This window comes from Polynucleobacter duraquae (assembly GCF_000973625.1).
Classification (GTDB): Bacteria; Pseudomonadota; Gammaproteobacteria; order Burkholderiales; family Burkholderiaceae; genus Polynucleobacter; species Polynucleobacter duraquae.
Genome location: NZ_CP007501.1, coordinates 1018195 through 1033617, shown reverse-complemented (window position 1 = coordinate 1033617; position 15423 = coordinate 1018195). Strand labels below are relative to the sequence as shown.

At 45.4% G+C, this 15423-nt stretch carries 12 protein-coding genes and 3 tRNA genes; 5 read left to right on the top strand and 10 right to left on the bottom strand.

Annotated features, from left to right (window positions below; genetic code table 11):
- Positions 1-45: 45 nt before the first annotated feature.
- On the bottom strand, positions 46-1836 hold the full coding sequence (gene gcl, locus CL55_RS05400; protein ID WP_046331181.1) for a glyoxylate carboligase: 1791 nt from the start codon (positions 1834-1836) through the stop codon (positions 46-48).
- A 127-nt stretch (positions 1837-1963) separates the two neighbouring features.
- Here gcl and CL55_RS05395 point away from each other — a divergent pair, with 127 nt between their 5' ends.
- From CL55_RS05395 to CL55_RS05385, 3 genes are all read left to right on the top strand, one after another.
- The gene (locus tag CL55_RS05395; RefSeq protein ID WP_046330182.1) at positions 1964-2905 is read left to right on the top strand and encodes a LysR family transcriptional regulator; all 942 of its coding nucleotides are present in this window, start codon (positions 1964-1966) and stop codon (positions 2903-2905) included.
- A 119-nt stretch (positions 2906-3024) separates the two neighbouring features.
- Positions 3025-3621, top strand: a complete 597-nt coding sequence (locus CL55_RS05390) for a hypothetical protein (RefSeq protein ID WP_046330181.1) — start codon at positions 3025-3027, stop codon at positions 3619-3621.
- A gap of 34 nt (positions 3622-3655) precedes the next feature.
- Positions 3656-4480, top strand: coding sequence for a M48 family metallopeptidase (locus CL55_RS05385; RefSeq protein WP_046330180.1), 825 nt, complete (start codon positions 3656-3658; stop codon positions 4478-4480).
- Positions 4481-4536: 56 nt separating this feature from the next.
- Here the strand turns inward: CL55_RS05385 and CL55_RS05380 are convergent.
- From CL55_RS05380 to gltX, 4 genes are all read right to left on the bottom strand, one after another.
- A tRNA-Asp gene (locus tag CL55_RS05380) sits at positions 4537-4613 on the bottom strand.
- 56 nt (positions 4614-4669) lie between these two features.
- A tRNA-Glu gene (locus tag CL55_RS05375) sits at positions 4670-4745 on the bottom strand.
- A gap of 40 nt (positions 4746-4785) precedes the next feature.
- A tRNA-Ala gene (locus CL55_RS05370) sits at positions 4786-4861 on the bottom strand.
- Between the two features lie 81 nt (positions 4862-4942).
- On the bottom strand, positions 4943-6346 hold the full coding sequence (gltX, locus tag CL55_RS05365) for a glutamate--tRNA ligase (protein ID WP_046330179.1): 1404 nt from the start codon (positions 6344-6346) through the stop codon (positions 4943-4945).
- A gap of 68 nt (positions 6347-6414) precedes the next feature.
- Between gltX and hslO the strand changes: the two genes are divergently transcribed.
- Positions 6415-7380: an Hsp33 family molecular chaperone HslO gene (hslO, locus tag CL55_RS05360; protein ID WP_046330178.1), complete on the top strand. Its 966-nt coding sequence runs from the start codon at positions 6415-6417 to the stop codon at positions 7378-7380.
- Positions 7381-7397: 17 nt separating this feature from the next.
- Here the strand turns inward: hslO and ftsB are convergent, their stop codons facing one another.
- From ftsB to CL55_RS05340, 4 genes are read right to left on the bottom strand one after another with little or no spacing between them, the layout of a single operon-like run.
- Positions 7398-7724: a cell division protein FtsB gene (gene ftsB / locus CL55_RS05355; protein ID WP_082091899.1), complete on the bottom strand. Its 327-nt coding sequence runs from the start codon at positions 7722-7724 to the stop codon at positions 7398-7400.
- Positions 7725-7745: 21 nt separating this feature from the next.
- Positions 7746-9032 carry a phosphopyruvate hydratase gene (eno, locus tag CL55_RS05350; RefSeq protein WP_046330177.1) on the bottom strand — a complete coding sequence of 429 codons (1287 nt, stop codon included), beginning with the start codon at positions 9030-9032 and terminating at the stop codon, positions 7746-7748.
- A 33-nt stretch (positions 9033-9065) separates the two neighbouring features.
- The gene (gene kdsA / locus CL55_RS05345; protein WP_046330176.1) at positions 9066-9929 is read right to left on the bottom strand and encodes a 3-deoxy-8-phosphooctulonate synthase; all 864 of its coding nucleotides are present in this window, start codon (positions 9927-9929) and stop codon (positions 9066-9068) included.
- A 9-nt stretch (positions 9930-9938) separates the two neighbouring features.
- Entirely contained in the window at positions 9939-11600 is a 1662-nt protein-coding gene (locus CL55_RS05340) for a CTP synthase (RefSeq protein ID WP_046330175.1), read from the bottom strand.
- A gap of 385 nt (positions 11601-11985) precedes the next feature.
- Between CL55_RS05340 and CL55_RS05335 the strand changes: the two genes are divergently transcribed.
- Positions 11986-14571, top strand: a complete 2586-nt coding sequence (locus CL55_RS05335; protein ID WP_046330174.1) for a bifunctional aconitate hydratase 2/2-methylisocitrate dehydratase — start codon at positions 11986-11988, stop codon at positions 14569-14571.
- 74 nt (positions 14572-14645) lie between these two features.
- Here the strand turns inward: CL55_RS05335 and CL55_RS05330 are convergent, their stop codons facing one another.
- Positions 14646-15422 (bottom strand): spermine/spermidine synthase domain-containing protein, encoded by a 777-nt coding sequence (locus CL55_RS05330; protein WP_237150465.1) that lies wholly within the window; start codon positions 15420-15422, stop codon positions 14646-14648.
- Between the last annotated feature and the right edge of the window lies 1 nt (position 15423).

Here is a 15423-nt window from a genome sequence, read left to right as displayed (position 1 = left end):
GATCAAATTGGATGATACATGGCTAAATTCAAGGTAATGAATCGATTACTCAAGAAGGCCGGCAGCCACTAATCCCTCTGTTCCAGCAGGATGACGGCAATCAATATCTTCAAATTCATTGATGTTGTTAATCTCAGTACCCATAGCAATGTTGGTGATTTTTTCTAAAATGATCTCCACTACTACTGGAACACGATGCTCCTTAGCCATCTTTTGCGCCTCAATCAATGCAGCATTGATTTTGTTTGGATCGGAAACTCTGATGGCTTTGCAACCAAGCCCTTCAACCACTTGAACATGATCAACGCCATAACCCTTGAGGTTGTGATCATCCACGTTGATATTGTCAAAGGCTAGTTGTACGCAGTAATCCATCTCAAAACCACGCTGCGCTTGACGGATTAATCCTAGGTAACTGTTATTCACTAAGACCATGACTAATGGCAAGTTAAATTGTGCACCAACTGCTAATTCCTCAATCAAGAATTGGAAGTCGTAATCGCCAGCAAGTCCGACTACAGTCTTTGTTGTATCAGAGGCTAATGCACCTAATGCAGCTGGAATTGTCCAGCCAAGGGGACCAGCTTGACCGCAGTTGATCCATTGACGAGCGCCATAGACATGCAAGAATTGCCCACCAGCAATTTGTGACAGGCCAATAGTTGAAACATATATAGTATCTCGACCAAATACGGAATTCATCTCTTGATAGACACGTTGTGGCTTGATAGGTACATTATCAAAGTTAGTTTTACGGAGCATCAAGCTCTTACGCTCCTGGCAGCGCTCAACCCACTCACTATAGTTAGTGAGCATGCCTTTTGCTTTCCATTCTTTCGCAACTTCTACAAATAACTCTAGCGCCGCTTTTGCATCTGAAACAATGCCGTAGTCGGGGTTAAATACGCGACCAATTTGTGTTGGCTCAATATCAACGTGAATAAACTTGCGATCTTTGCAATACACATCGATTGATCCTGTATGGCGGTTAGCCCAGCGGTTACCGATACCTAAAACAAGATCACTTGCTAGCATGGTGGCATTGCCATAACGGTGGGAGGTTTGAAGTCCAACCATGCCCGCCATGAGTGGATGATCATCCGGAATCGTGCCCCAGCCCATCAGAGTTGGAATTACTGGAATGCCAGTCAATTCTGCAAACTCTACCAATAGCGCATCTGCATCAGCGTTAATAATTCCGCCACCAGCAACAATTAATGGTTTCTTAGCCGACATTAACATTTCCAGCGCTTTTTCAATCTGCTTGCGGCTAGCTGCTGGTTTGTATACCGGCAATGGCTCATAGGTATCGATATCAAATTCAATTTCAGCTAATTGAACATCAATCGGCAAATCAATTAAAACAGGACCGGGACGGCCTGAACGCATCACATGAAATGCCTGTTGGAAAACTCGTGGCACTAAGCCGGGCTCACGAACGGTGACAGACATCTTCGTTACTGGCTTTGAAATCGTCTCGATATCAACAGCCTGAAAATCTTCTTTATAAAGACGAGCACGTGGAGCTTGTCCAGTAATGCAGAGAATAGGAATAGAGTCAGCGCTTGCTGAATACAGTCCAGTAATCATGTCCGTTCCAGCTGGGCCGGAAGTGCCGATACAAACACCAATATTGCCTGCTTTAGCTCTTGTATAACCCTCAGCCATGTGTGAAGCGCCTTCAACATGTCGGGCTAGGATGTGAGTAATCGACTGACGCTCACGCAACTGTGCGTAAAGTGGATTAATAGCGGCTCCAGGAACACCAAATGCAGTGGTGATGCCCTCTTTTTCCATTACAAGAACTGCTGCCATTGCGGCTTTCATTTTGGCCATGATGTTTCCTTTGCTGTTAAGAATGGATACATCATCAACACTTAACGATGAAATGAGAATGCCATCCACCATCATATGAGCTATTCCAAAATGGAATAGCTATACAAAATGCAGTTAAAATTGATTTATGGATCGAATTCAGGGAATTGCCCTTTTTGTCCGAGTCGTAGAAACCGGCTCATTTAGCAAGGCTGCAGCCAGCCTAGGCATTACTCAGCCTACAGCAACCAAACACATTGCTTTTTTAGAAAAGCGTCTCGGCTCCCTTTTATTGCATCGCAGCACAAGGGGGGTCACCCCAACGGAAATTGGTGCGATCTACTATGAAAAGTGCAAGATCATTTCAAGAGAGCTTGAGGAAGCAGACAATCTGGCCGCCTTACTCCAAGGCGAGACGCAGGGTAAATTGACGATTAGCTCTTCAGTTGCCTTTGGTCGACGTATTCTGACTCCACTGGTGCTCCAATTTATGAGTCAAAACCCAAAACTAGAGGTGCATCTGAATCTTGAGGATCAATATGTCAATTTAGTGGAGAGTGGTGTTGATCTTGCGATTCGTATGGGTCGCCTCGCAGACTCCTCTTTGGGTTCGCGCTATTTGGGTTTAAATCCATGGGTTTTAGTAGCCAGTCCAGAGTACTTAAAACAGCACGGCACTCCTAATCATCCAGAGGATTTGACTGCACATCAGGCCTTAATCTATAGCTCAGTTCAAGATAATCACCGCTGGCACTTTAGTGGGGGTGATGGCGAGACCGTCTCAATACCCGTTAAGGGCCCACTCTACTCAAATAACCTATCCGCTCTGCTGGCAGCAACCATCGGGAACATGGGCTTGGCCACCATCCCTTGGTATGTCGCTTATCACTCTATCAATAAGGGCACCTTACAGCCCATACTGACTGAATGGAGCCTGCCCTCCCAAGAAATTCACGCTGTATTTTCATCGCCTCGTTTGGTCCCGGGCAAGGTAAGTAAGTGTATCGACTGGTTGCAATGCCATTTTTCTGGTAACTGGTGGGAGCAACTTGAGGCTCAAGCACTCCCAAGCGACTCGATTAGTACATAGGGTCAATCGCTCACTATTTATCTAATTAATTACCCCACTCATCTGTGTGCTTGCTAACAGAATTTTGCAACTGAAATACGCTAATATCGATATTGAAATACTTAAAATCAAGGAAAGTTATGAAAATGAAATTCGCTCAGATTACTCTTGTAGCCGCCACATTATTAACTACCCCAGCATTAGTAATGGCACAGGCGCCAGCTGCAAATGCTGTAGTGGTGGACGCAGTTGTTACTGACAATATTTTCCAATTGTACGAAGGTACTGTTACGAAGATTGATAAGAAAACACGCACGATTTTCTTCAAAAATAATGATGGTGAATCCAAGTTTATTGCTGGCCCTGAAATCAAGAGTTTTGATCAGATAAAAGTAGGTGACCGACTCAATGTGACCTATGAACTTGCTGTTGCAATCGAGCTGATTAAGACCAAGAGCGATGGTATTCGCAGCAAAGTGGAAACTGCATCTGAGGTAACTTCAAAGCCTGGTGAAAAACCAACACGCACCATCACAAACACCACAACCATTATTGCTGACATCATTGCTGTTGATCGCCCTAAGAAGTTGGTCTCAGTTAAAGGCCCAAGTGGCAAAGTTACTGTTGTTACCGTTAAGAACCCGCAGCTGCTAGCGGATGTCAATGTTGGTGAACAGGTACGAGTGATTTACTTTGATGCGATGGCTGCATCGATTACACCTCCAAAGAAGAAGTAATTTAAAAAGTATGCATTGACAGCAAGGATTTAATTTGAGTATTCGCATCTATCTGATCCTTGCATTTGTCGTTTTACTATCAGCGTGCGCCAACACAACTCGCTCGGGAGCTGTTGGCGTTAACCGATCTCAATTCATGATGGCTTCGTCAGAAGAAGTTAATCGTATCTCTGCGGTAAGTTATAACGAGCAGAATCAAAAGGCAAAAGAGAAAAATATACTCGTTACTTCTGGGCCTACCTATGAGCGATTAAAGTTCATTGCCAATAGGTTGATCCCACAGACTGAGGCATTTCGAGATGACACCAAGCAATGGGATTGGCGGCTCACCCTGATTGATGCTCCTATTCTGAATGCCACTTGTGCTCCCGGTGGAAAGATCACTTTCTACACCGGAATTATTGAGCAACTGAATTTAAATGATGATGAAATTGCAGCCATTATGGGGCATGAAATCGCTCATGCCTTAAGAGAGCATGGTCGGGAGCGTGTATCCCAAGCGACAGCGCAAAACGTATTGGTAAATATTGCTATGGCTGTAGCTGGTCCTTATGGTTCCGCGGTGAGCGCTGCAAACCAGGTTGCCCAATACGCAATTATTTTGCCAAACTCTAGAGAGAATGAATCTGAAGCAGATGCAATTGGATTGGAGCTTGCAGCAAGAGCGGGATACAACCCCATAGGCGCAATTAGTGTTTGGCAAAAAATGTTGAAGGCAACCAAAGGTAAAAGTTCTCCAGAGTTCTTGTCCACCCACCCTTCTGGTGAAACCCGAATAGAACAACTCACTTCGCTCATGCCTGCAGTAGAACCTTTGTATAAAGCGGCACCAAAACCTCCGCCCATGAAAAAGCTTTAAGAAAGATGAAGTAGAAATGAAAAAAGCCCCTTATGCAGGGGCTTTCTAAACTTACTTGGCGGAGCGGACGGGACTCGAACCCGCGACCCTCGGCGTGACAGGCCGATATTCTAACCAACTGAACTACCGCTCCAATTACATCGATTGCTACTTGTGTCACTTCTTACTGCTCACAACTAGCCAAAATTTTGGCGTCCCCAGGGGGATTCGAACCCCCGTACTCACCGTGAAAGGGTGATGTCCTAGGCCTCTAGACGATGGGGACCTGGACTACTACTAAAACTAATGCTGCCATTCTAAATGCTTGGTGGAGATAAGCGGGATCGAACCGCTGACCTCTTGCATGCCATGCAAGCGCTCTCCCAGCTGAGCTATACCCCCGTAATCTCGTTAAAACTCTACAAGACACTCAAAACAATCCAAGATTTTATCCTATTTTTGTAGGAGGAGGCAAGTTCTGGTTTAGACCACCTTAGAAAGCCTTGCTACCGCCTCATTCTTACCTATTACTAGCAAGACGGAGTCAATGGCTGGCGTCTGTGTAGTTGCAAATAAAGCGTAACGCACAGGCATTGCTAATGCTGGCATTTTGATCTGATGCTTAGCTAGTACTTCTTTAAAGGCTGCCCCATAAGCCGCTTTTGTATGCTCAGCAGATTGAATCGCTTCAATCAAATCCTTTAGGGCAGGAATAATTTCAGCTGGAATATTTTCTGCAATTTCCTCACTGCTATGAACGGGTGCCGGTAAATAGAACAGCTTGGCACCTTCCGCAATTTCAATCAGCGTATTAGCACGATCCTTTAGTAGTGCAACGACTTGCACAAAGTCCGGACCATTTTCTGTATCGATGCCAAGTTCATGTGCAAATGGTTTAGTCGCTTCTGCCAAATCCGCCGGATCTGCATTTTGAATATATTGATGATTTAGCCAGAGAAGTTTTTCGGGATTATGTTGTGCCGGTGATCGACCAAGACTGCCTAAGTCAAACCAATTGACGAACTGCTCTTTAGTAAAAATCTCTGCATCACCATGTGACCAACCTAGTCTTGCTAGGTAATTCAGAATAGCTTCAGGTAAGTAACCCGCCTTTTGATAGTCACGCACACTCATGGCGCCATTACGCTTACTCATTTTTTCACCAGAGTCGTTTAAGACCGTTGGTAAATGGGCATACACTGGTGGTGTACCACCGAGCGCCTTCATGATGTTGATTTGGCGTGGCGTGTTGTTAACATGGTCATCACCACGAATCACATGGGTGATATTCATGTCGAGGTCATCCACTACAACGCAGAAGTTATAGGTTGGCGTGCCATCGGGACGGGCAATCACCAAATCATCTAACTCATCATTACTGATTTCGATCTTGCCCTTAACCGCATCTTCCCAAATCACAGATCCGCCAATGGGATTCTTGAAGCGAATCACTGGCAAAACACCTTCCGGTATCGCCGGCAGAGTTTTACCCGACTCAGGACGCCATTGGCCGTTGTAGCGTGGCTTTTCTTTATTAGCCATTTGTTGGTCACGCAGCTTATTCAATTCTGCTTCGCTCATGTAGCAAGGATAAGCCAGGCCAGCATCGAGCATTTGCTTTACAACCGCACGATATCGATCAATACGCTGCATTTGATAAATTGGGCCTTCGTCTAAATCGAGGCCAAGCCATGCCATGCCCTCAATAATGACGTCGACAGCTTCCTGTGTGGAGCGCTCCACATCGGTATCTTCGATGCGCAAAATAAAGTCACCCTGGTTATGGCGAGCAAAGGCCCAAGGATATAAAGCACTGCGAAGGTTGCCCAAGTGAATGAAGCCCGTTGGACTGGGGGCGAAGCGTGTTCTTATATGCATAAACAGCATTATCTCAGGTCGGCTTTAGATTTGATGATTTGGCACTCCGATCATCAAAAAAGTGGATACTTTCACTTATGAACGAATTACTTGTATTTATGTGTGATGGCGCCCCGGTGCGTGGGGAAATTGTTTCCATTAGTACCGCCTGGCAGGCTGTATTAGAGCGTCGTAATGATCCTCCTGTAGTCAGGCGAATCCTGGGTGATTTTGTGGGTGCAGCGACCCTGTTGAGTGCCAGCCTTAAATTTGATGGTACTTTGATTATTCAGGCACAAAGTAAAGGCCCTATTCAGCTTCTTGTGGTGGAGTGCAAGTCCGATTTAACCATGCGAGCTACTGTAAAGCTATCTGTAGACCCTGCCAGCATTGATCCTAATGCCACCCTCGGTGAGCTACTAGATGCCGACAATTCTGGGCGTCTAGTAATCACCCTGGACCCATCTGACCGTCAACCTGGTCAACCACCCTACCAAGGCATCGTCGCCCTTCAAGAGCATCGTGGCACCGTTATTAAGCCTGTTACCAGCACTGCCGAAGCTATTGCTCTGTACATGCAAAACTCAGAGCAATTAGATACCCGCATTTGGCTGGCATCGAATGACACCCATGTTGGCGGATTGCTATTGCAGCGATTGCCGGATTCGGGAGGTCATGCTCATCTTGATCCTCAACTTGCAGCTGAAGGTTGGACCAGAATTCAGACCCTGGGTGAAACGATTACTAATGAAGAATTGCTAACACTTTCGCCGGACACCATCCTTCGCCGCCTCTTTTTAGAGGAGTCAACCGAAAGCGGTGTTCGAAGTTTCCCGCCTCGCCCTGTTCGCTTTAGCTGCCGCTGTTCACGCGCTAAGGTGGCGGATATTTTAAGAATGCTGGGCGAAGAGGAGGTTGAAAGTATTCTTGCAGAGCAAGGTGCGGTAGAAACTGAATGCGATTTTTGCGCTAAAGCCTATCGCTTTGATGCGGTTGATTGTAGGCAAGTCTTTAAAACAGATTTATTGGCAGATGCTACGAGACCACCATCTAGCGGGCATTAAGCGATTTGATGGCTTAGTTACTGCTTGGTTGTTGATGACTTTACGCCATCAGCGACATTGGAGGTAGATTTTTCAGAAGGCAGAATTTGTACAAAGAATTCTCCTTCTTTCAGCATGCCGTGCTCAACACGAGCTCGCTCCTCGATCGCGCGACTACCCTCTTTTAAATCTTTAACGTCGCCAGTGAGCTTGGCATTACGCAAGCTTAGTAGACTATTTTTAGCCTGCTGCAACTCAAGCTGCTTCTCCATCTCGTATACCTTCAGCCATCCACCCTTGCCCAACCAAAGTGGGTACTGTATTGCGAGTAGCAATAGCAGCATCGAGTAGATGACAAGGCGCATGGGCTAAAAGCTAACTAGTGTCTAGCGTTTCAGGTTATAGAAAACCGACTTACCTGGATAAGTAGCAACATCACCCAAGTCTTCTTCAATGCGTAACAACTGGTTATATTTAGCAATGCGATCAGAGCGGGACAACGAGCCAGTCTTAATTTGGCCAGCATTCGTACCAACGGCAATGTCAGCAATGGTGCTGTCTTCTGTTTCACCAGAGCGATGAGAAATGACGGCCGTGTAATTGGCGCGCTTAGCCATTTCAATCGCAGCAAAAGTCTCAGTTAAGGTACCAATTTGATTAATCTTAATCAAGATGGAGTTAGCAATCCCTTTCTCAATACCTTCCTTGAGAATACGAGTATTGGTAACAAAGAGATCATCACCAACCAATTGAATCTTCTTGCCCAATTTTTGAGTAATGTCAGCCCATCCATCCCAATCACTCTCATGCATGCCATCTTCAATCGATACGATTGGAAATTGATCAGCCAAGTTACCAAGGTAGTCCGAGAATTCGCTTGAAGAAAGTTGCAAGCCTTCACCTGCCAAGTGGTACTTACCGTCTTTATAGAATTCACTAGCGGCACAATCCAAGGCTAGCAAGACATCTTCACCAGCTTGATAACCGGCACCTTCAATTGCCTTCATGATAGTTTGTAAGCACTCTTGATTGCTCTTGAAATTCGGTGCAAAGCCGCCCTCATCTCCAACAGTGGTTGGCATGCCTTGGGCGCCCAAAATCTTTTTCAACTCATGAAAAATTTCAGCACCACAACGCAAGGCTTCACGGAAACTTTGCGCCCCTACTGGCATCACCATGAATTCCTGAATATCAAGACTGTTATTTGCGTGAGCGCCACCATTAATAATGTTCATCATTGGCACAGGTAACTGCATACCACCTGAGCCACCAAAGTAGCGATACAAAGGCAAGCCAGCTTCTTCTGCAGCAGCGCGTGCCACGGCCATAGAAACTGCCAAGGTTGCATTAGCACCTAAGCGCGCCTTGTTATGAGTACCATCTAACTCGATCAAAGTGTGATCCAAGAAAGCCTGTTCACTTGCATCAAGACCCAAAATCGATTCAGCGATCTCAATATTGATGTTTTGAACAGCCTTAAGTACGCCCTTACCGAGGTAACGGGCCTTGTCGCCATCCCGAAGCTCAATGGCTTCACGTGAGCCGGTCGATGCGCCTGAAGGTACTGCTGCACGACCCATCACACCAGACTCAAGCAATACATCGCATTCAACGGTGGGATTGCCGCGTGAATCTAAAACTTCTCTACCGATAATGTCAACAATGGCGCTCATGCACCTTCTCCTAAATTAAATGAATATGAGGTATTACTTAAAACTGTCTTCTAAAAATGATCCAGGCTTCTTCACAACGGAGTCAATCGCAAGCAAAGACTCAAGCAATTCTTTCATACGGTTTAAAGGCACAGCATTTGGACCATCCGAAAGTGCCTTAGCTGGATCTGGGTGCGTTTCCATAAATAAACCGCTGATACCAACCGCAACAGCAGCGCGAGCTAGTACGGGAACAAATTCACGTTGACCACCACTGGCATTGCCTTGGCCACCAGGAAGCTGAACTGAATGAGTCGCATCAAATACAACTGGTGCATTTGCTTCTCGCAAAATAGCCAAACTACGCATGTCAGAAACTAAGTTGTTGTAGCCAAATGAAGCGCCACGCTCGCAAACCATAAACTGATCTGGAATATTGGCCTCGGCTGCAGCAACGCGTGCTTTATCAATCACGTTGAGCATTTCATGAGGGGATAAAAATTGTCCCTTCTTGAAATTGACTGGCTTACCACTTTGGGCGCAAGCTCGAATGAAATCCGTTTGTCTGCACAAGAAAGCTGGCGTTTGAAGTACATCGACTACTTTCGATACCGGCGCAATTTCACTGATGTCGTGGATGTCAGTTAATACCGGCACACCAATCTCACTCTTCACTCGAGCCAGAATCTCAAGACCCTTTTCTATACCCAAGCCCCGAAAAGAAGTTCCGGAAGAGCGATTGGCTTTATCAAAGGAAGACTTGTAGATAAATGGAATACCAAGCGCAGCAGTAATCTCTTTAAGCTCACCTGCAATATCTAAGGCGGATTGCTCAGACTCAATGACGCAAGGACCTGCAATCAAAAAGAAGCGATGGTCTAAGCCAACATCAAAACCACATAACTTAAATGCACTCATGTATTTCTCCTAGGCAACTTGCTTTTGAGTTGCAGCCTGATGAACTAATGATGCCTTGATAAACGCAGAAAATAATGGATGGCCATCACGGGGAGTCGAGGTGAACTCTGGATGGAATTGCACACCAAAGAACCAAGGGTGCATAGCACTAGGCAATTCCATCATCTCAGGCAAAGACTCATTTGGAGTTCGTGCGGAAATAATGAGGCCAGACTTCTCAAGACGAGGAACATAAACATTATTGACCTCATAGCGATGACGGTGACGTTCATTAACTTCATCACCATAAATCTCATGAGCTAATGTACCTGCCTTGACAGGACAACGCTGTGCGCCTAGGCGCATCGTTCCGCCTAGATCCGAATCATTGCTACGCTTCTCAACACGACCTTCTCTATCGACCCATTCTGTAATTAAGGCAACGACGGGATTATCGGTCTCTGGGTCAAACTCAGTACTGTTAGCGTGAGCAATATTGGCAACATGGCGTGCAAATTCGATCACGGCCAATTGCATACCCAAGCAAATGCCTAGATAAGGAACATTATTTTCACGGGCATAACGAATGGCAGCAATCTTTCCTTCGGTGCCACGTTTACCAAAACCGCCTGGAACCAAGATCGCATCTAAATTTTGCAGGCAATCGACACCATCTTTTTCAATGACTTCAGAATCAATGTAGTTGATGTTGACGCGAGTATGATTATGAATGCCAGCGTGACGCAAAGCTTCGATCAATGATTTATAAGATTCAGTTAACTCAACATACTTACCAACCATGCCAATAGTGACATCATGCTGTGGGTTGGCTAATTCATAAACCAGATTTGCCCAAACTGATAGATCTGCAGGCTTTGCTTCAATATCTAATTCGCGACAAATTAAGTCATCCATACCCTGCGCTTGCAGCATCTCTGGAATCTTGTAGATAGTGTCAACATCCCAAACTGAGATTACCGCTTCTTCACGTACATTTGAGAAAAGAGAAATCTTGGCGCACTCGTCTTCTGGAATCGGACGATCTGCACGACACAAAAGTACTGTCGGCATGATGCCGATTTCACGTAACTTTTGTACAGAATGTTGGGTAGGTTTAGTTTTTAACTCACCAGCACTAGTGAGATACGGCACCAAAGTCAGGTGCACAAATGCACAGCTATGTCTTGGAAGTCGAATGCTCATTTGTCGAGCAGCTTCTAGAAATGGTAGTGACTCAATGTCACCCACGGTTCCACCGATCTCGCAAATCGCTATGTCGGCATGACCATCGTGACTCGCTTTAGCACCCCGCTCTACAAAGGCCTGTATCTCATTTGTAATATGTGGAATTACTTGAACAGTTTTACCCAGGTATTCACCGCGTCGCTCTTTGCTGATTACAGACTCATAGATCTGGCCCGTGGTGAAGTTATTACTCTTACGCATCTTTGCAGAAACAAAGCGCTCGTAATGCCCTAGATCAAGGTCGGTTTCAGCGCCATCTTCAGTAACGAAGACTTCACCATGCTGAAGCGGGCTCATTGTCCCGGGGTCAACGTTGATATAAGGGTCTAATTTTAGGAGGGTGACTTTCAGGCCGCGGGATTCGAGAATCGCGGCAAGCGAGGCAGCTGCGATTCCTTTCCCTAAGGAAGAAACCACACCACCAGTGACAAAAACGTATTTGGTCATCGCTTAAGCTCTGTTGGAAAAAGTAATTATAACGATAGCGACTGAACGATTAAAAATTCAGGTCATGCTCAGCACCTACACGGCTTGAGCACAAGCAATCAGTAAACATTCAATATTTAGACTTGCGTTTTTTGCAATGTGAAACGATTTACAGCCTACTGAATCGATTCTTAGAAAGTTAATTCCTCACCACTCCCTTAAATAACTTGAAATTGGCTGCGTAAACAGAAAATTAGTTTGTGATTGCCTAAATTTTAAGCAATTAAGGATATTTTTGATAATTAAGTCTTATATAAGACATGAATTTGGAATTAGAATAGAGTACTAAAGGGGGCACACCCTGCTTAGATTTACTGTTGATAACTCTTACCCAATAGGAAACACAATGCTAGAAGCCTACAACGCTCAAGTTGCCGAACGCGCAGCCCTTGGAATTCCAGCCCTCCCCCTAACTAAAGATCAAACTGCTGAATTAGTGGGTTTGCTTAAAAATCCTCCGAAGGGTAAAGAGACGGAATTAGTAGAGCTCATCACCAATCGCGTACCTGCTGGAGTGGATGAAGCGGCTAAAGTGAAGGCCGAGTTTTTAGATGCTATTGCCAAGGGAACAGAGAAATCCCCATTGATTTCACGCATTAAGGCAACCGAACTTTTGGGCACCATGCTGGGTGGTTACAACATTAAACCTTTGGTTGAATTGTTATCAGATGCTGAGTGTGCAGCCAGTGCAGCAGCAGCATTGAAAAAGACCTTATTGATGTTTGACTATTTCCATGATGTTCAGGAATTGGCGGAAAAAGGGAATGCTCACGCTAAGGCAGTCATGCAAAGTTGGGCTGATGCTGAATGGTTTACAAGCCGGCCGGCTGTTCCAGAGAGCATGATGCTCACCGTATTTAAAGTGACTGGTGAAACCAATACTGACGATCTGTCCCCTGCGCCTGACGCATGGAGCCGTCCAGATATTCCATTGCATGCAACCATTATGTTGAAGAACCCACGTCCAGGTATTGAGCCAGATGAGGTTGGTGTGCGTGGACCAATGAAACAAATTGAAGCTCTCCAGAAAAAAGGTAATCAAATTGCCTATGTTGGAGACGTCGTGGGTACAGGATCTTCGCGTAAATCCGCAACGAATTCTGTGTTGTGGTGGACAGGTCAAGATATTCCGTTTGTTCCAAACAAGCGCTTTGGTGGTGTTTGTTTAGGCGCAAAGATTGCCCCGATCTTCTTTAATACGATGGAAGATGCTGGTGCATTGCCCGTTGAGCTGGATGTTTCTGATATGAATATGGGTGATGAAATTGAATTACGTCCATACGAAGGTAAAGCCTTTAAAAACGGTAAAGAAATTGCTTCTTTCTCGCTGAAGTCACCAGTCATCTTGGATGAAGTTCGTGCAGGTGGGCGAATTCCTTTGATCGTTGGCCGTGGCCTCACAGCTAAAGCGCGTGCAGTCTTAGGCTTACCAGCGTCTACAGAATTCCGTATTCCGGTTAGCCCGCCTGATAATAAGAAGGGTTTCACCTTGGCGCAGAAGATGGTTGGTCGCGCTTGTGGATTACCAGAAGGTCAAGGCGTACGTCCAGGTACTTATTGTGAGCCGCACATGACTACCGTAGGTTCGCAAGACACCACTGGTCCAATGACCCGCGATGAATTAAAAGACCTTGCTTGCTTAGGCTTCTCCGCAGATTTAGTCATGCAGTCTTTCTGTCATACCTCTGCTTATCCAAAACCAGTAGACATTCGTACTCACCATGAATTACCAGCATTTATGACCAACCGTGGTGGCGTTTCATTGCGCCCAGGTGATGGTGTGATTCACAGCTGGTTAAATCGTTTACTCATGCCAGATACTTGTGGAACTGGTGGCGATAGCCATACTCGTTTTCCTATCGGGATCTCTTTCCCTGCAGGCTCTGGCTTAGTTGCTTTTGCTGCCGCCACTGGCGTAATGCCATTGGATATGCCTGAGTCTGTATTGATCCGCTTTAAAGGCAAGATGCAACCTGGCATTACTTTGCGCGATATGGTCAATGCAATTCCTTTGTATGCGATCAAAAAAGGCTTATTAACAGTTGAGAAGCAAGGTAAGAAAAACATTTTCTCTGGCCGCATTTTGGAAATTGAAGGCTTGCCTGACCTGAAGGTTGAGCAAGCATTTGAATTATCAGATGCCTCGGCTGAACGTTCTGCCGGCGGTTGTGCCGTTCAATTAAGCAAAGAGCCAATCATCGAGTACATGCGCTCTAACATCACTTTAATGAAATGGATGATTGCCAATGGCTACGAAGATAAACGTACTTTAGGCCGTCGTATTAAAGCAATGGAAGCTTGGATTGCTAAGCCTGAATTGCTCAAAGCCGATGCTGATGCTGACTATGCTGAAATTATCGAAATTGATATGAGTGATATCAAAGAACCTATCTTGGCCTGTCCTAACGACCCGGATGATGTGAAGTTCTTATCTGAAGTATCTGGCGAGAAAATCGATGAAGTATTTATTGGTTCATGCATGACTAATATTGGCCACTTCCGCGCTGCTGGTCAGGTTCTTCAGGGTAAAAAAGATATGCCTACCCGACTTTGGGTTGCGCCTCCAACCAAGATGGATCAGATGATTCTGACTGAAGAAGGTTATTACGGCATTCTGGGGGCTACTGGTGCTCGCATGGAAACTCCGGGTTGCTCACTCTGTATGGGTAATCAGGCGCAGATCCGTAAAGGTTCAACAGCAGTTTCTACCTCGACACGTAACTTCCCAAATCGCTTAGGTATTGATACTCGTGTCTACCTCGCTTCTGCAGAGCTCTCAGCCGTAGCTGCACTCTTGGGTCGCCTACCAACTCCGCAAGAATATTTCGAGCAAGTGGAATCCTTGAATGCTAAAGCTGGTGAAGTGTATAAGTACATGAACTTTGACAAGATTAAGTCATTTAGCGATGTTGCTGATACAGTCACAATTTAAGTCATATCAGCCCTGAATCTGAGGGCAACAAAAAAGGCGATCAACTGATCGCCTTTTTTCTTATCCCGCTTTCTTTAGATCGATAGCTTATTTTCTTGATGCGCATTTTCACGATTTAATCCAGATACCCACCTATTGGTCGGCAAGCCCGTTTTTTCCATAATCAGTTTGGCGCGCTTAGAAACCTCTTTCCACTCTACATCTAGGAGCGGACCTTTAAAAGCAATTGCTACCACATTGCAATCATGCGATTCCGGAAATAGCAGAACTCGGTTATCAAATGCTTCGCAAATGTTGTTGAGATTAATCTCAAAACTCTTATGGCTGGAGAAGAGGTTCACCGTTAATACGCCAGGTGATCTCAGGATATCAAAACAGCCTTTATAAAAATCTAAGGAACTCGCAGACGGACCGTCACAAATTGCATCGTAGAGGTCCACTTGAACCGCATCAAAGTAATTTTGATATTTGGTGTTCTTCACAAAGGCTTTTGCATCTGTCTGAAGTGTCTCAAGACGCCGATCATCAGAAGGTGTGAAAAACATACTTCTGGCAGAAACAATTACTGCAGGATTCAGTTCGACGACGGTAGTTTTGACCGCAGGACAATAGCGATATGCAAACTTGGTGAGAGCGCCAGTGCCAAGTCCAAGTTGAGCAACACGCATACCTGGCCTGGTCTCTAGGAATAGTAGCCAAGCCATCATCTGCTGGTTATATTCCAAATAAATCTCATCCGGATCGCGGATGCGCATAGCGCCTTGAATCAACTCACTACCAAAATGCAAATAACGTACTCCACCGCTCTCAGAAAATGTGACTGGCTCCATAGCCATAAATAAATCTGACATT

What these genes read in the sequence shown, in the direction of transcription:
- CL55_RS05335 (WP_046330174.1), top strand. Translation starts at nt 11,986, where the DNA reads ATGCTAGAAGCCTACAACGCTCAAGTTGCCGAACGCGCAGCCCTTGGA.
- CL55_RS05340 (WP_046330175.1), bottom strand. Translation starts at nt 11,600, where the DNA reads ATGACCAAATACGTTTTTGTCACTGGTGGTGTGGTTTCTTCCTTAGGG.
- ftsB (WP_082091899.1), bottom strand. Translation starts at nt 7,724, where the DNA reads ATGCGCCTTGTCATCTACTCGATGCTGCTATTGCTACTCGCAATACAG.
- CL55_RS05390 (WP_046330181.1), top strand. Translation starts at nt 3,025, where the DNA reads ATGAAAATGAAATTCGCTCAGATTACTCTTGTAGCCGCCACATTATTA.
- hslO (WP_046330178.1), top strand. Translation starts at nt 6,415, where the DNA reads ATGAACGAATTACTTGTATTTATGTGTGATGGCGCCCCGGTGCGTGGG.
- CL55_RS05330 (WP_237150465.1), bottom strand. Translation starts at nt 15,422, where the DNA reads ATGTCAGATTTATTTATGGCTATGGAGCCAGTCACATTTTCTGAGAGC.
- CL55_RS05395 (WP_046330182.1), top strand. Translation starts at nt 1,964, where the DNA reads ATGGATCGAATTCAGGGAATTGCCCTTTTTGTCCGAGTCGTAGAAACC.
- eno (WP_046330177.1), bottom strand. Translation starts at nt 9,032, where the DNA reads ATGAGCGCCATTGTTGACATTATCGGTAGAGAAGTTTTAGATTCACGC.
- gltX (WP_046330179.1), bottom strand. Translation starts at nt 6,346, where the DNA reads ATGCTGTTTATGCATATAAGAACACGCTTCGCCCCCAGTCCAACGGGC.
- gcl (WP_046331181.1), bottom strand. Translation starts at nt 1,836, where the DNA reads ATGGCCAAAATGAAAGCCGCAATGGCAGCAGTTCTTGTAATGGAAAAA.
- kdsA (WP_046330176.1), bottom strand. Translation starts at nt 9,929, where the DNA reads ATGAGTGCATTTAAGTTATGTGGTTTTGATGTTGGCTTAGACCATCGC.